Annotated in this window: 14 protein-coding genes; 9 read left to right on the forward strand and 5 right to left on the reverse strand. The window is 72.2% G+C overall.

The window, feature by feature from the left end; translation table 11 throughout:
* Positions 1–22 precede the first annotated feature (22 nt).
* From AC3EVP_RS11605 to AC3EVP_RS11645, 9 genes are all read left to right on the forward strand, one after another.
* A complete protein-coding gene (locus AC3EVP_RS11605; protein ID WP_435128836.1) occupies positions 23–1,081 on the forward strand; it encodes a LacI family DNA-binding transcriptional regulator in 1,059 nt (352 codons plus the stop codon).
* A gap of 600 nt (positions 1,082–1,681) precedes the next feature.
* Positions 1,682–2,920, forward strand: a complete 1,239-nt coding sequence (locus AC3EVP_RS11610) for an AAA family ATPase (RefSeq protein WP_435128839.1) — start codon at positions 1,682–1,684, stop codon at positions 2,918–2,920.
* A 62-nt stretch (positions 2,921–2,982) separates the two neighbouring features.
* Positions 2,983–3,591, forward strand: a complete 609-nt coding sequence (locus tag AC3EVP_RS11615) for a hypothetical protein (protein ID WP_435128842.1) — start codon at positions 2,983–2,985, stop codon at positions 3,589–3,591.
* A 522-nt stretch (positions 3,592–4,113) separates the two neighbouring features.
* Positions 4,114–5,730 carry an FAD-dependent oxidoreductase gene (locus AC3EVP_RS11620; RefSeq protein ID WP_435128845.1) on the forward strand — a complete coding sequence of 539 codons (1,617 nt, stop codon included), beginning with the start codon at positions 4,114–4,116 and terminating at the stop codon, positions 5,728–5,730.
* Between the two features lie 21 nt (positions 5,731–5,751).
* A complete protein-coding gene (locus AC3EVP_RS11625) occupies positions 5,752–7,044 on the forward strand; it encodes an ABC transporter substrate-binding protein (RefSeq protein WP_435128848.1) in 1,293 nt (430 codons plus the stop codon).
* Between the two features lie 5 nt (positions 7,045–7,049).
* A complete protein-coding gene (locus AC3EVP_RS11630) occupies positions 7,050–7,997 on the forward strand; it encodes a carbohydrate ABC transporter permease (protein ID WP_435128851.1) in 948 nt (315 codons plus the stop codon).
* A 103-nt stretch (positions 7,998–8,100) separates the two neighbouring features.
* The gene (locus AC3EVP_RS11635) at positions 8,101–8,895 is read left to right on the forward strand and encodes a carbohydrate ABC transporter permease (RefSeq protein ID WP_435128904.1); all 795 of its coding nucleotides are present in this window, start codon (positions 8,101–8,103) and stop codon (positions 8,893–8,895) included.
* Positions 8,896–9,152: 257 nt separating this feature from the next.
* Entirely contained in the window at positions 9,153–11,921 is a 2,769-nt protein-coding gene (locus AC3EVP_RS11640) for a glycoside hydrolase family 130 protein (RefSeq protein WP_435128854.1), read from the forward strand.
* A 112-nt stretch (positions 11,922–12,033) separates the two neighbouring features.
* A complete protein-coding gene (locus AC3EVP_RS11645) occupies positions 12,034–15,156 on the forward strand; it encodes a discoidin domain-containing protein (RefSeq protein ID WP_435128857.1) in 3,123 nt (1,040 codons plus the stop codon).
* An 81-nt stretch (positions 15,157–15,237) separates the two neighbouring features.
* Here the strand turns inward: AC3EVP_RS11645 and AC3EVP_RS11650 are convergent, their stop codons facing one another.
* From AC3EVP_RS11650 to AC3EVP_RS11670, 5 genes are all read right to left on the reverse strand, one after another.
* Positions 15,238–16,824 (reverse strand): purple acid phosphatase family protein, encoded by a 1,587-nt coding sequence (locus AC3EVP_RS11650; RefSeq protein WP_335970337.1) that lies wholly within the window; start codon positions 16,822–16,824, stop codon positions 15,238–15,240.
* 205 nt (positions 16,825–17,029) lie between these two features.
* Complete coding sequence (locus AC3EVP_RS11655) at positions 17,030–17,410, reverse strand: VOC family protein (RefSeq protein WP_335970335.1); 381 nt, start codon at positions 17,408–17,410, stop codon at positions 17,030–17,032.
* A gap of 76 nt (positions 17,411–17,486) precedes the next feature.
* Positions 17,487–18,023 carry a hypothetical protein gene (locus AC3EVP_RS11660; RefSeq protein WP_435128862.1) on the reverse strand — a complete coding sequence of 179 codons (537 nt, stop codon included), beginning with the start codon at positions 18,021–18,023 and terminating at the stop codon, positions 17,487–17,489.
* Between the two features lie 226 nt (positions 18,024–18,249).
* Positions 18,250–19,584 (reverse strand): tryptophanase, encoded by a 1,335-nt coding sequence (locus AC3EVP_RS11665; protein ID WP_335970332.1) that lies wholly within the window; start codon positions 19,582–19,584, stop codon positions 18,250–18,252.
* A 118-nt stretch (positions 19,585–19,702) separates the two neighbouring features.
* Positions 19,703–20,785, reverse strand: a complete 1,083-nt coding sequence (locus tag AC3EVP_RS11670) for a tryptophan dimethylallyltransferase family protein (protein WP_435128907.1) — start codon at positions 20,783–20,785, stop codon at positions 19,703–19,705.
* Positions 20,786–20,845 lie beyond the last annotated feature (60 nt).

Consider the following 20,845-nt stretch of genomic DNA (forward strand, 5'->3'; position numbering starts at 1 on the left):
GGGGGGCGTTACGATGCGGGACGTGACACAGCGCCGCAGACGGGTGACCCAGGCCGAGGTGGCCCGCCTCGCGGGCGTCTCCCAGGCGATGGTCTCCCTGGTGCTCAACGACTCCGACGGGGTACGCGTCGCGCCCGAGACCCGCAAGCGCGTCGAGGAGGCGCTGCGCCGGACCGGGTACACCGTGGACATCATGGGGCGGCGGCTGCGCGGCAAGTCCAACCGGATCATCGGGGTGTTCACCTACGAGGCGGTCTTCCCCTCCGGCAGCGCCGACTTCTACGGGCCCTTCCTCGGCGGCATCGAGGAGGAGTCCGAGGCGCAGGGCTTCGACCTGCTGCTCTTCACCAGCCCGGGCCGCCGCCAGGGCCGCCGCAAGGTGTACGAGGAGGGGTCCAACCGGCTGGGCATCGCGGACGGCTGCATCCTGCTCGGCCGCCACACCGACCGGGACGAGCTGGACCGCCTCGTGGACGAGCGCTTCCCGTTCGTCTTCATCGGCCGCCGCGAGTCGTCCGCCGGGCCGGTCAGCTACGTCGGCGGGGACTACGCAGCGGCGACCGCGGAGCTGTACGAGCGGCTGTGGTCCCTCGGGCACCGCCGGATCGCGCTCGTCGGCTACCGCGAGGAGAGCGAGTCGACCGCGGACCGCCGCACCGGCTACCTGCGCGCCTGCCGGAAGCACCGCAAGGCGCCGCTCGCGCTCAGCGACGACGACCCGTCCGCGGTGTACGAACGGCTGCGCGCCGACGGGGTCACCGCCGCGCTGGTGGAGGCCGCGGAGATGGCCGCGGCGCTGCGCGCGCTGGCCAACAGCTCCGGGCTGCGCGTGCCGGAGGACCTCTCGATCGGCGTGCTCGGCGACGCCGACCCCACCCAGACCTCCGGGTGGCCGCTGCGCGCTGTCCCGCACGTCGACTGGACCACCTTCCGCATCCCGCGCCGGGCCATGGGCGCCCGCGCCGTGCGCATCCTGGTCGACATGCTCCTCGGCGACACCGCGCCGGGCCGCGAGACCCAGGTCCTCCTCCCCTGCGACCTGGTCAACGGCACCACGGTCACCACGGCCCCGCACCGCTGAGGCGCCCCCCGGGGGGCGCCGCTCTGTGAAAGCTCATTCGCGCGGCCTTCACGATCAGAGCGGCGCGAGACTCGCGCACGTCAACGACTTCGACCCGGCAGAGGTGGGAGACGAGTGGAGGACGAGCCGGACGATCTCGGGGATGTCCCCAACGCGGCTGCGTCGGCGATGTCAACTCTCGTGAAAGCCCTCGCGGAGCATCGAGAGTGGTACCGCCGGAGCGACGCCGTCGTCCGGACTGTTCGTCTGCACTGCCTGGACCCACGGGGCCACCCCAGCGACAGCGAGGTCAACGAGATGCTGACGCTGTAGCGGCTCGGGCAAGGACCTTTGGGTGTCTCCCAAGACGGGCCAGCACGCGATGGAGGCGACCATGGCGGACCGATGAGCCGATGTCACTCATGGCGGATACGCTGAGCCACGATTGTCGACGGATAGTCGATCATCGTCCGTCCCCGGACGCACGACACGAAGGAGAAGGCGCGATGCCCGCTCACCGGGAGGTCCGCGAGCACTGCTCGCGCAGGAGCAGGCCCATCGCGTCGTCGCCGCCCGCACCGACGTTTCTGTCGAAACGTGCATCGACTCGATAGGTTGCCCATGCCCGGCCGTCTGCTAGAACTACACGTCGAGAACTTCCGCAGCCTGCGGGATGTGACCGTGCCGCTCGGTCCGCTCACCGTGCTGGTGGGCCCAAACGGCGCGGGCAAGTCCAATGTGCTGAAGGTGTTCGACTTCCTCGCCGACATCATCCGAACCGACCTCCAGCCTGCGCTGGACTCGCGCGGCGGATTCGACGAAGTGGCCTTCTGGGGAGGAAACAGGCCACCGACCACCCTGCGTATCCACCTCAAGGCAACCTGGACGACCAATTCCACCCTCAACGCGCCGGACGAATACGGACTGACAATCCGACGCCGTTCCCTGCGGCCGAGGACGACCGATGAACGGTCGTCCTATTACGCCCTGTCCCGTGAGGAGAGCTTCGCGTTCAAGCGAAGGCAGGGACGCGGTCGGCGCATCACCATCAAGGGCGAGGAGGCACGCATCCTCGACGTGCGTGCTGGCGAGAGCAAGGACAGTGGAAGCTTCGGCATCCGGAGGCTCAGCAGCGGTCTGTCCACACTGCCCCGGCTGGGTCCCGCCGACGGCGGCGACGAGGTGACGCGAGTGGCCGACCGCCTGTCATCGTTCCGGGTCTTCGACGTCGACGTGGCGGCGGCCCGGCAGCCGACCCGCCTGCGTGGTACGGACTTCGCCACGCTCTCCCCGCACGCCGAGAACCTGGCCGCATTCCTGATCCACCTCAGCGGTCGTGAGGAGATCTGGGATGACCTCGTGGCTGACGCCCGTACGGTCCTCCCGCAGCTTGAGAACATCGAATTCGAGGAGGCCGGCGGATCGACCGACCAACTCACCGTCGTATTGCGCGAGCGCGGCCTGCGCCGCTTGACCCCACTCGCCGACGCCTCTTACGGAACGGTCCGCCTCCTGGGGCTACTCGCTTTGCTGTACGACCCCAACCCCCCTGCGTTTACCTGCATCGAGGAAATCGACCACGGGTTGCATCCCCAGGCTCTGGAACTCGTGGTACAGCGGCTGCGCGAGGCAGCCGAGCGGACGCAATTCATCGTAGCCACCCACTCGCCTGCGCTCGTCAACCGGCTGTATCCGGAGGAGTTCGTCGTATGCGACCGCGACGATGAGGGCGCGTCCATCATCCCGGCCCTCACCATTGACGAGGTGAGGGACATCGTCGAGGAATCCGGTGAACAGCCGCTCGGGGAGCTGTGGTTCTCCGGGGTGCTGGGCGGCGACCTGACCGGCGGTGAACTGTGACTCCGAATGGGCGGCAAGGGGGCGGGCGAGGCGGCGCTCGGACGCAGGAACGGGGCGTCATCGTGCTCGCCGGTGAGGACCAGAACGACTGCGAGATCCTGGCCGCCCTTATACGCGCCCACCAGCCGGACCTCGGCGCGGCGGCCAAGCTGGTTCGCATCAACGACCCGGTACGGCTGCGCCGGAAGTCCGGCCCGAAGCTCGCCGCTGCCGTAGAAGCGTTGGTAGGCAAGGCGCGGGCCAAGGCTCGTCAGCAGCACGCCGAGTTGCTCGGCTTCGTGGTCCACGAGGACTTGGACGGCTACACCGACGCCCAGTACGACCGAATCCGCGCGGCGCTCACCGGCGAGTTCGCACGCCAGTGCCGTGGGTTCCTGACCGCGTTTGCGCTCGCCGCCTGGGAGAGCGAGGGCTGGCTGCTGCTCTTCCCGGACGCTTTCCCTCACGTCCGTCCGCGCTGGGAAGTCCCCGCCCACCTGCGCGACAAGGACACCGGCCGTATCAAGGACGCCAAGGAGGAGCTCAAGCGGGGACTCGGCACACCAGTCTTCCGCGAGAGCGACGGCCCCGCCGTCGCTCGCAAGGCACTGGAACACCGTCTGATTCCCTTCCCCCGCGGCATCAACCGCTCATACGCCGACTTCGTCGGGGACCTGGCCGGCTGGACCTGATTTCCGGCTGCGTGGGACCGGACGACCGTTGGCCGCGGCCTCGCACGATCGAACGCGGACGGACCTGATAAGAAGTCACCTCATATAATTCGGTGGCCGGTCAGCCGTAGTTGGGATCGTTGGGCGGCTGGTACCGGATGAGGCGTGGGTGCCGTTCTTGCGCATGGCGCCGGAGGCGCCATCGCGGCCTCAGCGTGGCGGCTCGGCCAGAGTGAAGTGCCGGCCGAGCTCGTGTTCGCGGCGACGTGGGACTGCACGTGACAACAGGCGCCTCCGGCATCGTTCGGGCCCTCCGGGGCGACAGCCCACCGCAGGTTCACCGAGTGGACCATGGCCCAGGTTCGGGGCAGCCCGGTCCTCAACTCGTCCATCGCAGCTGGCACTGCCATGACCGCGACGCCCGCGCCCTGAGGCCCCCTGGGCGCCGGGTGCCGTCGTTTTCCCGCTTGCGTTCATCTCGTTGACTTCCGCGGGTTCCTTCCCTAGCGTGCGCTAATACGAATTAGCGAGGAGGACCCGCAGGTGAAGGAAGTACGCACGGACGTGCTCGTGGTGGGCGGCGGACTCGGCGGGGTGGCCGCCGCGCTGGCCGCCACCGAGCACGGCGCACGGGTGGTGCTCACCGAGGGAAAACGCTGGCTGGGCGGGCAGTTGACCGCGCAGGCCACCCCGCCGGACGAGCACCCGTGGGTGGAGATGCTCGGCGTCACCGCGTCCTACCGGTCGATGCGGGAGGGCATACGCGCGTACTACCGGCGCCACTACCCGCTGACCGCGCAGGCGCTGCGCACCCGCCAACTCAACCCGGGGGCCGGGCTGGTGAGCCGGCTGTGCCACGAACCGCGGGTGGCGGTGGCGGTGCTGGAGGCGATGCTCGCCCCGGCCCGCAGTTCGGGGCGGCTGACGGTGCTGCGCCCCTACCGCGCGGAGTCGGCCGCGGTCGACGGCGACGCGGTGACCGCGGTGACACTGGTGCCGGACGGCGAGGGCGCCGACGGCCCGGTCACGGTGCAGGCGCGGTACGTGATCGACGCGACCGAGACCGGCGAACTGCTGCCGCTGACCGGCGCGGAGTACGTCACCGGCGCCGAGTCCCGGGCGGAGACCGGCGAGCCGAGCGCGAAGGACACCGCGGAGCCGCTGACGATGCAGGCCGCGTCCTGGTGCTTCGCCGTCGACCACGTGGACGGCGACCACACCATCGACCGCCCGGCGACGTACGACCACTGGCGCTCGGTCCGCCCGGACATCTGGCCGGGACCGCTGCTCGCGTTCTCCTGGCCCAACCCGCGCACCCTCGAACCGTCGGCCGGCTGGCTCGACCCCAACCCGGACGACGACCCGCTGGCCGTCGAGGCGGACCAGAGCAAGGACGCCGGGACGGACGACCTGTGGCGGTTCCGCCGGATCGCGGCCCGCGGGCTCTTCGCACCCGGCGCCTACGCCAGCGACATCACCCTGGTGAACTGGCCGATGATCGACTACATGGACGGGCCGCTCTTCGAGGTCCCGGCCGAGGAGGCGGCCAGGCACCGCGCCGGCGCCCGCGAACTGGCGCTGTCGGCCCTGTACTGGATGCAGACCGAGGCACCCCGCCCGGACGGCGGCACCGGCTTCCCCTCCCTGCGGCTGCGCGGCGACCTGCTCGGCACCGACGACGGCCTGGCCCAGGACGTCTACACCCGCGAGTCCCGCCGTATCCGGGCGGTCACCACGATCCGCGAGGACGACGTGTCGCTGGCGATCCGCGGCGAGCACGGCGCGACCCGCTACGCCGACTCGGTCGGCATCGGCATGTACCGGATCGACCTGCACCCCTCGACCGGCGGCGACACGTACCTCGACGTGGCGTCGGCGCCGTTCCAGATCCCGCTCGGCGCGCTGCTGCCGCGGCGGCTGACCAACCTGCTGCCGGCGGCGAAGAACATCGGCACCACGCACATCACCAACGGCGCCTACCGCCTGCACCCGGTGGAGTGGAACATCGGCGAGGCCGCGGGCGCGCTCGCCGCGCACTGCGTCGCCACCGGCCGCACCCCGCACGGCGTGCACGCCACGCCCGGCCACCTCGACGACTACCGGTCCCTGCTGGCCGGCCGCGGTGTGCCGCTGGCCTGGCCCGAGATCCGCGGCTACTAGAACCGAACCTCTGGAGCAACGATGAGAACCAGACGCCTCCGGCTCACCTCCCTCGCCCTGTCCGCCGCCTGCCTGCTGACCGCGGGCCTCACGGGCTGCTCGAACGGGTCCGGCTCGGGCGACTCGAACGTGTCGCTGCGGATGACCGTGTGGACCAACGACAAGACCCAGACCGCCCTGTTCGACAGCATCGCGGCGGCGTACCGCAAGACCCACCCGGACATCAGGTCCATCACCTTCGACTACATCCCGATCGACAACTACACCACCGCCCTGACCACGCAGGTCGCCGGCAGCAACCCACCGGACCTGGCCTGGGTCCTGGAGCGCGACGCCCCCGACTTCGTGTCGTCCGGCGCGCTCACCGACCTCACCCCGACGCTGAAGAAGACCGCCGGGTACCAGTACGGCGACCTGGCACCCGCGGCCACCAAGCTCTGGCAGCAGGACGGGGAGTTGTACGCCTACCCCTTCTCCACCTCGCCGTTCGGGATGTTCTACAACAAGGACCTGCTCAAGAAGGCAGGCGTGACCCGCACCCCGGACCAGTTGGCGGCCGCCCACCAGTGGACGTGGCAGAACGCGGAGAAGATCGCGGCGCAGGTGGCCGCGCACACCGGCAAGCAGGGCCTGGTGATGCGCGACTGGGACTACAAGACCTGGATCGAGCTGGCCGGCATCTGGCGCGGCTGGGGCGCCGACGCGTGGTCGGCGGACGGGAAGACCTGCGGGTTCGACTCGCCGCAGATGCGGCAGGCGATGACCTTCCTGCACGACGCGATCTTCACCGACAAGGCGCTGCCCGGCCCCGGAGAGACCGCCGACTTCTTCGCGGGCGAGTCCGGCCTCACCGTCACCCAGATCAGCCGGGCCACGCTGCTGGCGGACCACCCGTTCGACTGGGGCATCGTGCCGCTGCCGTCCGGCCCGGCCGGCGCCTCCCAGGTGATCGGGCAGGCGGGCGTCGGCGTGCTGGCCAAGGGCGCGCACAAGCAGCAGGCGGCCGACTTCCTCGCGTACTTCTCCGACCCGGCCAACTCCGCCAAGCTCGCCGGCTCCTTCCCGCCGGCCCGCACCAGCCAGCTCACCACCGCCACCCTGGCCAAGGCCAACCCGCTGTTCTCCACGCAGCAGTTGCAGGACGTGGTCATCGACGGCATCAAGAACGGCGCGGTGCTGCCCGCCCACAAGAACAGCGCCAAGATCGCCAACCTCGTCCAGAACGCGCTCGATCCGCTGTGGAAGTCCGGGGCGGACGTCGACTCCGTGCTGGCGGGCGTGTGCAAGGCGATCAAGCCGGCCCTGTCGGAGTGACGGCCATGAGCGACACACCGATGACACGCACCGGGCCCGGGGCGCCCGAACAGCGCGCCAACCACGGCCGGCTGCGCACGCTGCGCCGCGAGGACGCCCTCACCGGCTGGCTGTTCGTGCTGCCGCAGGCCCTCGGCTTCCTCGCCTTCGTCCTCTACCCCCTGATCGCGGTCGTCTACTACAGCTTCCACCACTCCAACGTGCTCTCCGGCGTGACGACCTACGCCGGCACGAAGAACTACACGCAGCTGATCCACGACCCGGCGACACCGTCGGTGGCGCGGGCCACGGTGCTGTTCTGCGCCGGGCTGGTGGTGCTCAACATCTGCCTGGCCCTGCTGCTGGCGGTACTGCTCAACCAGCGGCTGCGGGGCACCACGGTGTTCCGCACGCTCTTCTTCTCCCCCGTCGTGGTCTCGCTGGTGGCCTGGACGATCACCTGGAACTTCCTGCTCCAGCACAACGGCGGCGTCAACTCGCTGCTGCGGGTGGCCGGCGTCGACGGGCCCAACTGGCTGCGCGGCGACACCACGTCGCTGGTGTCGGTCGTGGTGGTGCAGGTCTTCAAGAACGTCGGCCTGAACATGGTGCTGTTCCTCGCCGCCCTCCAGGGCGTCCCGCGGTCGCTGCTGGAGGCCGCGGAGATCGACGGGGCGGGGGCCTGGCGCCGCTTCCGCTCGGTGGTCCTGCCAATGATCAGCCCGACCACACTGCTGGCCACGATCGTGACCGTCAGCGGCTCCCTCCAGGTGTTCGCGCAGATCCAGATCCTGACCGGCGGCGGCCCGGACAACCGGACCAACGTCCTGGTGTACTTCTTCTACCAGCAGGCCTTCGACAACCACGACTTCGGCTACGGCAGCGCCATCGCCGTCGTCCTGTTCGCGGTCATCCTGGTGCTCACCCTGATCCAGTGGCGCCTGCGCAGGAGGTGGGTGTTCCATGAGTCTTGAGACCGCGGCCCGCCGGCCGCCGGCAAGCCCGACGGCGGCCAGTGCGCCGCCCCCGCCGCGCCGCCGCGGCAGCCGCTGGCGGAAACCGCTCCAGTACGGGCTGATGGCGCTGCTGGCGATCCCCTTCGTCTTCCCCACCTGGTGGATGATCACCTCCTCCCTGCTGCCGGAGAACGAGGTGCTCAGCTACCCGCCGAAGCTGCTGCCGCTGCACCCGCGGTGGTCCAACTACAAGGCCGCCTTCGCGCACTACCCGCTCGCCCACCAGTACCTCAACAGCCTCTACATCGCGCTGCTGGTCACCGCGGGCACCATGGTGGTCGCGTCGCTGTCGGGGTACGCCTTCGCCCGCATCCCCTTCCCCGGCAGCAAGGTGCTCTTCCCGCTGATCCTGACCGGGCTGCTGATCCCGACCGAGGTCACGATCATCCCGCTGTTCAAGATGGTCGACCGGCTCGGGCTGACCAACACCCACTGGCCGCTGATCGTCATCCCCGTCCTCGGGGCGCCGAGCGTGCTCGGCACGTTCGTGATGCGGCAGTTCTTCCTCGCCGTCCCCGACGAACTCGAGGACGCCGGGCGGATGGACGGCCTGAACCGGTTCGGGCTCTACTTCCGGGTGGCGCTGCCGCTGGCCCGCCCGGCACTGGCGTCGGTGGCGATCTTCACCTTCCTCAACAGCTGGAACATGTACCTGGAGCCGCTCGTCTACGAGACGGACAAGCGCAACTACACGCTTCCGGTGGCGCTCACCCAGTACACCGACGCCTACGGCTCCCACCTGTGGAACGTGCAGCTCGCCGCGTCCGTCACGACCGTCGTACCGGTGCTCGCGGTGTTCGTCGCCGCCCAGCGGCACTTCGTCGAGGGCCTCGCACAGACCGGGCTGAAGGGCTGACCGGCGCCGCCGCCCCGCGCACACCGGCCGCCCGGGCAACTCGGCAGCCCGGCAAGGCTGTTGCGTGCACGGGGCCGAGGCGGCGGGCCGACGGGGCCGAGGCGGCGGGCCGGCGGGCCTGCCGCACCCCTTGACGCTGCCGATCCACGGTGGAATCGTGCAGCTTCGACAACGTTGTCAGGGCCGTGGCCCACTACCGCGAAGCGTGATCCGAAGACCCCCCGAGGCTTGTCGCGTCGAGTTGAGAGGTTGGGACGATGGTCGGTTTTCGCCTGTTCTCCGTGCACCGTCGAAGGAGGCCGGACGCACCCGGGCCGCGGCGCGTCCGGCGCGGGCCGCGCGCGGCGCGGCTGCTCGCGTCGGGCGCGGTCGCCCTGGCGGTCGGCGCGGCGCTCGCCGCGGCGCCCACGGCCACCGCGACCGCGGGCGGCGGCACGCACCCGTCGCCCGGCGCGGCCGCCGCGCCCGCGGCGGCATCGGACACCAGCGCGGCGGGGAACGCCAGTTACACCGCGGACAACCTCCCCGACTGGGCCATCGGCCCGTTCACGCGCAGCGCGGACAACCCGCTGCTGACGCCGAGCGGCAGCGGCTACGAGGCCGCCGACCTGTACAACCCGGGTGTGCTCTACCGCGGCGGGCAGTACCGGATGCTCTACCGCGCGCAGGGCACCGACGGCGGCCCGTCGCAGATCGGCTACGCCGCCGGCACCGACGGCACCCACTTCACCGAGGACACCGCCGACAACCCGGTGATCGACTTCAAGCTGGCCGGGCAGCAGTCCAAGTGCGGTCTGGAGGACCCGCGGCTGTTCGAACTCCACGGCACCTACTACTCGTTCTTCACCTCGGTCCATCCGAAGGCGGACGGCAGCTGCTACGGCTCGTACGACATCTCCGAGTCGACCTCGACCGACGGCGTCCACTGGAGCACCCCGTGGACGGTGGAGCCGAACGCCGGGAACAACAAGGACGCGGCGGTGGTCACCGGCGCCGACGGCACCCCGCGGAAGGTCAACGGCGAGTACGTCATGTACTTCGGCCAAGGCGACACCGGTACGGACATCGCGTACTCCTCGGACCTGCGCACCTGGCACGCGAAGGGCAGCAGCACCCCGCGTACGGCCGACCCGCTCGACGTGCACTACCCCAAGGGCTGGCAGCCGTACGAGGTGTCGGTGGCGGTCACCGACTACCGGACCGTGGCGGGCCGGCCCGCCAACCAGGACATCGTGGTCTTCACCGCCGGGACGCTGATGGCGAACGGCCGCTGGTTCTACGCGATCAGCGAGGAGGAGTTCTCCGGCCAGGACCCGACACTGATGCTCCACCAGCTCAGCGACGCGGTGCTCACCCCGACCCCGGACGTGCCCTACGAGTGGAACGGGCAGACGCCGAAGACCGTGTGGACCAACAGCATCTTCTTCCACGACGGCCAGTGGATGATGTACTACGGCGGCGGCGACCAGACCACCGCGCTCGCCACCGCCGGCCTGCGCCGCCCGCAGCCGGCGCCCTCGGACGGGACCCTCTTCCAGACCGGCTTCGAGCACGGCCAGCCCGCACCGGACTGGGTCGACGGCGTCGACACCTCACCGGGCGGCGGCGGCATCTCCGGGGTCACCGCCTACGGCAGCGCCAGCGGCCCGGAGGCCAGCGCCCGTCAGGTCCTCGACCACGACGGCACCAACGCGCTGATGTACTCCGGCAAGGCCGAAGGCGCGGCCGACGACCACGCCGCCATGCGGCTGTTCGACCTCGCCGCCCGGCCGGTGCGCACCAGCCGGGACACCACGCTGACGTACTGGATCTACCCACAGGCGCAAGGGAGTTCGGCGCCGGGTGTCAGCGGTGACAACAGCAGCTGTGTGGCGCTCGACCTGGTCTTCTCCGACGGCAGCGCGCTGCACGGCCTGCCCGGCTCCCCGCTCACGGCCGCCGGACAGTGCGGCACGCTGAAGCCCGACCAGTGGAACCAGGTCAGCGTGGACCTCGGGAAGGCGGCCGCGGGCCGGCAGGTGGTCCGGATCGACCTGGACTACGACCGGCCCGGCAGCAGCGGCGGCTACCGCGGCTACGTCGACGACATCGCGCTCACCGACCACGCCGCCCGGCCCGCGACGGTCAGCGCGGTCTCGCCCGCGCAGGCGGCCCCGGGGCAGCAGGTCACCGTCACCGGCAAGGGCTTCGGCTCCTCCGCGCACGGCCGGCAGCTGCTGCTGTCCGACAACGGCGTGCACTGGGGCGGCGCGGGCGACCTCGGCACCCTGCGGATCGACCACTGGTCGGACACCTCCATCACCTTCACGGTGCCCGAGCCGAGCGGCCCGGCCGTCTCGACGTCCTCGGGGCCGGGGAACATCTGGCGGGTCGAGCCGGGCAGCACGGCGAGCGTCGCCGTGGTGACCGGGCCCGGCGGGACCTCCGGCACCGGGCAGTTCACCGTCGGGGCCACCGACGACCTGTCGGACTACGTCAACGACGTGGGCATCTCGCCGGACACGAACCGCGGTTGCGGCCAGTTCGACAACGGCACCGACACCTACTCGGCGGACGCGCTCGCCGCGGCCACCCCGCATCCGCTCACTCCCGGCGCCGACGTCAGCGTCGGCGGGCTGTCCTTCACCTGGCCGCAGGCGCAGCCGTGCGGCAACGACAACGTGCGGGCGCTCGGCCAGACCGTCCTGATGCCGCACCGGTCGGGCGCCACCCGCATCGGCTTCCTCGGCGCGGCCACCAACGGCGCCCACTCCGGCACCGTGACGATCCACTACACCGACGGCAGCAGCGGCACCGCGACGCTCGCGCAGTCGGACTGGGGCACCGCGCCCGGCACCGGCAACACCGAGGTCGCCGCGATGACCTACCGCAACCAGGCGGTCGGCCGGCAGGACCACGCCTTCTACGTCGACGAGCAGAGCGTGCCGGTGGACCCGGCCAAGGTGGTCGCGTCGATCACGCTGCCCTCCGACAAGGACCTGCACATCTTCGCGACGGCGCAGGACGGCACGCCGACCGCCGGATAGCCCGCCCGGGGGGAGCGCCACCACGGCGCTCCCCGCTCCCCTTCCGTCTCCACCTCAACGGCCCACCATCCGAACCGACTTGCGTCAACCCGCACCACGAGAGGCGTCGAACGTGCCCCAGCTCCCCCAACTCCCCGTCGACCGGCGCCGGTTCGTCCAGCTGCTCGGCGCCTCGGCCGCCCTGGCCGCGCTGCCGACCGCGCTCGCCGGCACCACCGCCTCCGCGACCGGCCGCAAGGCGGCCGCCGACCCGGTCGCCGACACCTACTACCGGGTCCTGCTCGACCACACCCGCTGGTCGGAGACCCAGTGGGACGCGGCCAAGGGCTACTACACCGCCACCGACTTCGGCTTCGCGGTCGTCCTGGGCAACGCGGTGCTGCTCACCCACGGCAGCTACGACGCCGACCGGGCCGGGATCGACGCGGCCACGCTGAAGGACCGCACGGTCGCCTCGATCCAGCACTTCGCCGTCTCCAACCGGAACAACGGCGGCACCGAGTGGGGCCGGACGCTCTTCTTCGACACCACCTTCCAGCTCTACTTCGCGCTCGCCGCCCGGCTGCTGTGGGACGACCTCGACGCCGCCACCCAGGGGCACGTCGACGCGCTGATCCGCGAACAGGCCGCGTACACCACCTCGTTGGGCACCGGCGACGACCCGCTGTCCTCGCCCTGGACGCCGAACGGCCTCAAGGGCGGCTGGTCCGGGGACACCAAGGTCGACGAGATGGGCGTCTACGCGCAGTCGCTGGTGCCCGCGCTGGTCTGGGCGCAGGACGACCCGCGCTACCCGGACTGGCTGGCGGCCTACCGGTCCTGGGCGCGCAACGAGACCGGCCTGCCCGCGGCGGACCTGGCCAACCCGGCCACCGTGGACGGCGCCGCGGTCAGCACCAACACCGGGCACAACCTGTGGGACACCTTCCTCGTGGAGAACCACGGCTCCTTCGAGCCGCACTACCAGGAGGAGGTGTGGCGCACCTCCGCGCGGACCGCGATCCACTACCTGACCGCGGGCGCCGACCTGCCGCAGGTGGTCACCGACCAGCCCAACACCGGCCCGCTGTGGCGCAGCATCCTGAACGTGATGAGCGACTCCGGCGAGCCGTTCATGCCGATGATCAACGACCGGGAGCACCTGTACGGGCGGGACGTGATCCCGCTGGCGTTCCAGGCCCAGGTGATCGGGGACCGGGCCGCCGCCCGGGCCGAACAGGCCATGGCGGAGCGGCTGGAGGCGTACCAGGGCTACCCGCCGCAGTACCGGCTGGCGAAGTTCTCCGGTGAGCCGAAGTACGAGCCGGAGGCCCGCGCCGAGGTCGCGATCAGCTACCTGCTGCACCTGTGGGCGGCGGCGTCGGGGCGCAGCGTCCGGCCGCTGTCGGAGGCGGAGTTCTTCCAGCAGGCGTCCGGCGTCATGGACTTCGGCGCGGGCCCGGGCCTGCTCTCGCACCAGACGTCCGGTGCCTGGGCGGGGGCGGTCAGCAAGGCCGGGTTCGTGAAGTTCGCCTGGCAGCCGGCGCACGACGACTGGCTGTTCAAGCTCAGCGCGGCCACCCCGGTGTTCCTGCCGGCCACCTCCGGCACGGTCGCCGGCCGGCAGGCGCGGGCGTACCACGCGGTGCGGGACGGCTTCGACGGCAGCGCGACCGTGCTGGACCTGGGCGCCGCCGGGTACGCCGGCCTGACCACCCTGCCGTCGGGCGCGGTGGTGTACGCCACCACCGGCACCGGCGACGGCGAGGGCCACCTGGAGGTCTACAACCTGACCATGCCGGGCATGCCGGGCCTCACCGGGTCGCGCACGTACCGCTGCGCCGAGGGCAGCCGCACGGTCGCGGCGGCCGACGGCGGCGGCACCACGACCGGCGGCCGGGTGGACCAGCTGGTGTTCACCCGGACCCAGGCGCGGTACCTGCGGATGCAGGGCGTCCAGGGCGACCCGACCTACGGCTACTCGGTCTACGAGTTCGAGGCGCGGGACGGCGCCGGCGGCAGCGACCTCGCGCAGGGCGGCACCGCGACCGCGTCCTCCGCCGACACCGGGATGGGCGCCCCGCTCGCGGTGGACGGCAGCACGACCACGCGGTGGGCCGTGGCGAAGGGCGACCGCAAGCGGGGCGACAGCTGGCTCGCGGTGGACCTCGGCGCGAGCCGGTCGCTGGACCGGGTCACGATCCGCTGGGAGGCGGCGGCCGGGCGCAAGTACGTCGTCCAGGGCTCGGCCGACGGGCAGACCTGGACCGATCTGGCCGCCTGGCCCACCCCGGACCTGACCAGCACCGGCGGCTGGCTCGACGTCGACGGCCGGGCCGGGCTGGTGGTGCGCGGCGGCGACCTGCCGCTGTCGGTCTACGGCGACACCGTGGTGCTCGCCGACGGGCCGTCGGCTCCGCTGCTGGTGGAGGGCATACCCGGTGCGTCGGCGCGCACCCTGGCCGGGCTGGCCGCGGGGCCGGTGCCGCGGCCGGACGCGGACGGGGTGCGGGCGGCGCTGACGGAGGACCACCTCAGCGTGTTCAACCTGACGGGCGCCGCGGTGTCCACCACTGTCGCGGTGCCGGCCGCCGGCAGCGGCCGGGTGCTGTTCGAGGGCCGGCAGACCGTCACCGCGGACGGCACCGCGCTGGAGGTCTCGCTCGGCGCGGCGTCGGCGGCGCTGCTGGCGCCGTGCCTGACGCTTCAGCCGCTGGCGGGCCGCAAGCTGCCCGCCGGGCTGATCGCGGAGGTGGTGGACGGCGCCACCGTGCGGCTGTCCGGGGCGTCCTGCCAGGTGCGGGTGACCGGCCAGGGCGCGAACGCGGTGGCGACGGTGCGGGGTACCGTCACCGTCCGGCTGCCCGGGGCGACGGCCTTCCCGGTGGACGACCTGGCGCTGGGCCGGACCGTCTTCCCGACGAACCCGCTGCCCGCGGGGATGTCCGACCCGCGCGCGGCGGTGGACGGCGACCCGCACACCGCGTGGACGCCCGGCCCGCACGGCCGGATGGTGGTGGACCTGGGCGCCTCGGCGGCGTTCACCGAGGTCCGCGCCGAGTGGACCGGGGGGCGGGTCCCGGCCGGCCGGGTCGAGGTCAGCGACGACGGCGTGGCCTACCGGAGCGCGGGCACCCTGTCCGGGTCCGGGCAGCACCGGGCGCTGGCCCTCGCGGCGACCGCCCGCTACGTCGCCCTGGCCACCGACGCGCCCGCGGCCGGCGCGGCGCGCCTGGTGTCCTTCTCGGTGCGCTGACCGGGCCCCCGGACCGGGGAGTTGCCCTGCGCGCCGGGGGCGCCGCACCGCTGCCGGTGCGGCGCCCCCGTGCGCTGGCTGTCACTTCGCCTTGCGGGCCACCGTGAAGTGGTCGATCCGCTCGCCGCTCTCGGCGATCGCGGACACCGTCAAGGTCGCCTCCCGCCCGGTGTGGGCGGGCTGGACGTCGACGGACAGGAAGGAGTAGCCGGTGTAGCGCACCCGCGACCAGTGCACGGTCTCGGTGACGTGGCCGCCCTTGGCCTGGTAGTAGCTGGGCACCGAGTCGAGGTCCTTGACGTTGCCCTCGTAGGAGTCGGCGACGGGGAAGGAGTACAGGCTCTTGCCCGCGCCGCCCGCGGTCACGTAGACGACGCCGTCGGTGGCCGGGCGGACCGTCTCGCCGATCGGCAGGTTCTTCGACACGGCGTTGGCCCGGATCGCGTCGGTGCGCTCGTAGACGTGGTTGTGGCCGTTGATCACCAGGTCCACCTGGTGCTTCTCGAACAGCGGCACCCACTGCTCGCGCACCCCGCCCTCGGAGGCGTGCTGGTTGGTGGTGGAGTAGGCGCAGTGGTGGAAGAAGACCACCAGGAAGTCGATGCCGCGCTGCTTGCGGTAGCCGGCCAGGGTCGCGTCCAGCCACGCGGTCTGGCCGCCGCCGCTGATGCCGTAGTTGGCCGGGATCTCGTACGACACGTCGTTCGCGTCGAGGGCGATGACGGCGGTGTTGCCGTAGACGAAGGAGTAGGCGCCGGGCTGGTTGGCCGGGCGGGGGCCGTTCGCCGGGAGGGTCCAGCGGGCCTCCTGGCCGCCGTAGCCGTTGGGCGAGTACCAGGCTTCCATGTCGTGGTTGCCGGTGGTGATCATCCACGGCACGCGCGAGGCGACCGACTCGGTCTGGGCGAGGAACTGGTCCCAGGTCCGCGCGTCGTAGTCGCCGGAGTCGGAGGACTGGCCGGAGCCGTCGGGGTCGGCGTAGCAGATGTCGCCCGCGTGCAGGTGGAAGGCGGGGTTGCGGGCCAGGATCAGGGAGTCGTTGGCGAGGGCGTGGTAGCTGACGCCCTGGTCGCCGAACGCGGTGAAGGTGAAGCGCTCGCTGCTCGCGGGCGCGGTGGTGAAGGAGCCGATCGTGGCGAACGCGGCGGCGTCGGCCGGGTCGAAGCCGTCGTGGCCCACCCCGTAGTAGTACGTCGTGCCCGGGTGCAGGCCGGTCAGCGTCACGTGCTGGTAGTACTGGTCGACGGCGGGCAGGCTGCTGTTCGTCAGCTGCGGGGTGTGCAGGTCGCGCACCTCCGCCTGGACCTTGTGGCTGAGCGCCCACGGCTTGAGGCCGTAGCGGACGAAGGGCTTGGTGACCGCGAGCGGCACCTGCCAGGAGACGGTGAACTGGGTGCGCGGGTCGGCCCCGTACTGGAGGTGCCGGCCGAACGGGGCGACGAGCGAGCCGTCCACGCCATGCCCGGTGGCCGGCCGGCCCACCAGGGTCGGCGCCGCGGCGCTCGCGCTCTGCCCGAGCAGACCGGAGGCGGCGACGGTGCCGGCCGCGACCGCGCCGCCGACCACCAGCCGCCGCCGGCTCAGCTTGGTGCGCAGGTACTCGTGCTGTTCGGCCATGCTCATCTTCTCGGCGAGCCTGGCCTCGATGCCCATGTTGGGAGTTTCCATGTCGGGGAAGCTGTCAGCGCGCGTCGATGCCCGGGTGTACGGGAGGCGAACAGCCGGTGGCGGCGCGCGGTCCGGCCGCCGCCCGCACCGGCCGGCCGTGCCGCCGGTGACGGGTGGGGCGGGCCGGGCGGGTGGGGGCCGTCACAGCGGCGGGGCGGCGGGCTCAAGCCTCGTCAGGGCCAGCCGTCGTCAGGGCCGGATGTCGTCAGGGCCAGATGTCGGCGTGGGCGCGGAAGGTCTCGGGGTCGCTCTCGACCGGCAGGACGCACAGCAGGTGCCCGCCGGGCGCCCGCAGCACCCGGCACTCCAGCCAGCTCGCGACCTGCTCCGCGCCGAGCGCGACCAGCCGGGCGGTCTCCGCCTGCGGGTCGTCGGTCTCGATGTCCAGGTGCATCCGCGGCGCGTCGTCGACCGCCTGAACCGCCGTGACCAGCCCGGGAATCGCGTCGTGCAGCGTGGTGAACTGCGGCTGCGGCGCGAACGGCCGGGCGGTGGCGCCGAGCGCCGCGGCCCAGAACTCCGCCGCCCGGCCCGCCTCGTCCTTCGGGGTGTCGAGCAACACGGCGTACACACGGCTGCGATGCATGGCGGGGTGCCCCTCTCGAACGGACGGTGGCACGGATGCTACGCCCGGTGCGCCGGTGCCGGCGGCGGCCCTGGGGTCAGTCCCGGTCGGCGCCGGCGAGGGCGTCGGCGACCAGGCGGGTGGCGAAGTCCCGGTCGTCGGTGAGGTGGTTGATGCGCTCGGCCAGCAGGAAGGCGGTCGCCTCCAGCGGGGTCATCTCGCTCTCGGTCCAGAAGCCGTACTGCTTGCGCCACAGGCCCGGGCCGAGGCCGGTCGCCGCGGCGATCACCAGGCCGGCCATGGTCGGGATCGCCTCGGGGCGGATGCTGCGGGGCATGTTGCGCATCGTCTCGACGAGGTCGGGCACGACGCACTCGACGACGTCCTTGCCGTGGTCCGCGTAGGCCGCGGTCAGCCAGCGTGCGAACAGGTAGATGAGCGTGCAGGCGCCGTCCAGCACGTCGTTCGCCTCGGCCGGGCTCATGGACGAGGTGAAGTGCTCGATCAGGCGCTGCTGTTCGGGGTCCGGGCCGCCGCTGTCCTCGTACACCGCCCGCAGCCGGGAGTCGACGATCATGAGGGCGGTGCCCACGTCGCCCGCCGGGGCGTACCTGGGGTCGCAGGGCGATGCCACGGGGGCCTCCTCAACTCACCGCGGTGCGCGCGGGGTTCTCGCGGGTCCGGTCGCCGACGACTCTAGGTCCGCGCCGCGGGCCGCACCCGGTACGGGGCGTTGCCTCGTCGGACCGGCACGCGGGCGCCCTCCGGTGCCGGTTTGACGCGCGGCACCGGGGCCGGCCCTTCGAGCTGCCTCGAAACGCGGCCCCGGTACGGGCGCCGGACGCACCGCGCGGGGTGGCTCAGCCGCCCAGCGGCACCGGGACGAGCGTCGCCCGGAAGTGCCGCAGGATCGGGGACTGCTCGGTGATCCGGAAGCCGTGGACGCTCTCGCCGTTCTTGACGATCTTCGCCAGCGTCTCGCCTATGTGGTCGTAGTGGCTGCGCGTGTAGACCCGGCGCGGCAGGGCGAGGCGGACCAGCTCGTAGGGCGCGCTCTTGGTCGGGTTGCCGTCCTCGTCCTCCTCGCCGAGGTAGAGGGAGCCCAACTCCGCGGAGCGGATGCCGCCTTCGAGGTAGAGCTGGCAGGCGAGCGCGTGGCCCGGGTACTGGTGGGCGGGGATATGCGGGAAGAGCCGGCCGGCGTTGAGGTAGAGCGCGTGCAGGCCGGGCGGCTCCAGGATGTCGACGCCCGCCGCGCGCACCCGGTCGGCGAGGTAGCGGGCGATGTCGGCCCGCTCGGCGAGGTAGGCCGGCTCGGTCACCTCTTTGAGGCCCTGCGCCATCATGTCCAGGTCGCGCCCGGCCAGCCCGCCGTAGGTGGCGAAGCCCTCGGTGGCGATGAGCAGCAGCTCGCAGCGCTGGGCGAGTTCGCCGTCGTTGAGGCCGATGAACCCGCCGATGTGGACGATGCCGTCCTTCTTGGCGCTCATCACGCAGCCGTCGGTGAGGCGGAACGCCTCCTCGGCGACCTGCCGCGGGGTGCGGTCCTGGTAGCCGGGCTCGTGCCGGGTGACCAGCCAGGCGTTCTCCGCGAAGCGGGCGGCGTCCAGGAAGAGCGGCACCCCGTGGGCGCGGCACAGCGCGGAGGTCTGCTTGATGTTCTCCATGGAGACCGGCTGGCCGCCGCCGCCGTTGTTGGTGATGGTGAGCAGCACCACCGCGACCCGGGAGCCGTCCGGCCCGGTGAGCGTGCGGCGCAGCTCCTCCAGGTCGATGTTGCCCTTGAAGGGGTGGGAGCTGTCCAGGTCGCGTGCCTCGGGACACGGCAGGTCCCGCGCCTCGGCGCCGGAGAGCTCGACGTTGGCCCGGGTGGTGTCGAAGTGCGTGTTGGCCAGCACCAGTTGGCCCGGCTCCAGCAGCGTGTTGAACAGCACGCGCTCGGCCGCGCGGCCCTGGTGGGCCGGCAGGATGTGGGAGTAGCCGGTCAGCTCGGTGACGGTCTCGTGGAACCGGTAGAAGGAGCGCGAGCCGGAGTACGACTCGTCGCCCGCCATGCCGGCGGCCTGCTGCGCGGCCGACAGCGCACCGGTGCCGGAGTCGGTGAGCAGGTCGATGGTCACCTCCTCGGCCCTCAGGTCGAACAGGTTGTAGTGCACACGCTGCAGCGCTTCCTCCCGCTGCTGCCGCGTGGTCACGGGAATGGGTTCCACTACTTTGATCCGGTAAGGCTCCATGCGGACCGCTGCTCCTGTCGTTCTGTCGTTCTGCGGTGCGGACTTCCGTGGTGCGGAGGTCCTGAGGGTGTGGGGGTTCCTAGGGGGTGGCGAGGGGGTGCGGGGACGCGGCGGCCGCCGGCCGCGGCGGCTGCACCCGGTACGCCTCCGCGGAGACGTACACGGTGATCCGCGGGGCCCGGCCGTCCTGGTGCACCAGCGCCACGTAGGCGACCAGGCCCACACCGTCCGCCAGCCGGCGGGAGGTCACCGCGGCCAGCGCCCGGTCGAGGGCGCCGGCGTCCATGCCGTAGCGCTCCAGCATCCGCACCGTGCGGTCGCGGGCCGCGCCGTCGTGCCCGACGTAGGCGCGTACCGGCATGTGCAGGGTGAAGCCGCTGGGCCGCCCGGTCGCGGTGTCGGTGAAGGAGTAGCAGGTCAGCGCGCGGCGGGTGGGGCTCCCGTGCTCCTCGACACCGGCGATGGCGTCGAAGAACTCCGCTGCCTGGTCCCGGCCTTCGGGGGGTGCCAGCCGGGAGTAGCGGCCGGCCTGCTCGGCGGTGAGGCGGTCGTGGGTGCAGTACACCTTCACCCGCGGCGCCGCCCACTCGCCGAGGTCGAGGGCGAGGAAGGGGTGGTCGTCGGCCGGCGGGAGCGCGTCGAACGCCTGGTGGTGGCCGAGGCGCCGGAGTGCCTCGCGGAGGGTGGCGGCGCGGCGGTCCGGGCCGTTGGCGGCCGGGTTGAGGTAGACCTTCACCCCGGGGACGCCGCCGGGCCGCAGTTCCAGCGCGCACCACAGGGCGAACGGACCGGCGGGGTGGTCGGGGAGGAACAGGTCTTCCAGCAGGTCGAGTTGGGCGGTGGAGAAGTCCCAGCGCTCGGCCATCGCGCGGATCGCCCGCAGCCCGGTCCGGCCGTTCTCCGCCAAGTCGCCGCTCTCGCACCCGGGTTCGACCAGCACGCGCAGCGCGGGAGTGGCGCCGGGCAGGAAGGCGAGCGAGTACTCGACCGGGGTGTGGTCGTCGGAAAGCAGGGTAGGCGCCGGCGGCGGGAGTGCCAACGACCGTGTCGCGGCGGGTCCGAGGCTCGCGGCCAGGACCTGGACGTAGGTTTCGGTGTCCGTGCGGTCCAGCTGCGCGATGTCGCACAGCCGGGCGAGCTGGTCGGTGACGAGACCGCCCAGCTGGGTCGGGGGGGGGGGGGGGGGGGGGGGGGGGGGGGGGGGGGGAGGGAGGGGGGGAGG

It is taken from the genome of Actinacidiphila sp. bgisy144 (assembly GCF_057708105.1).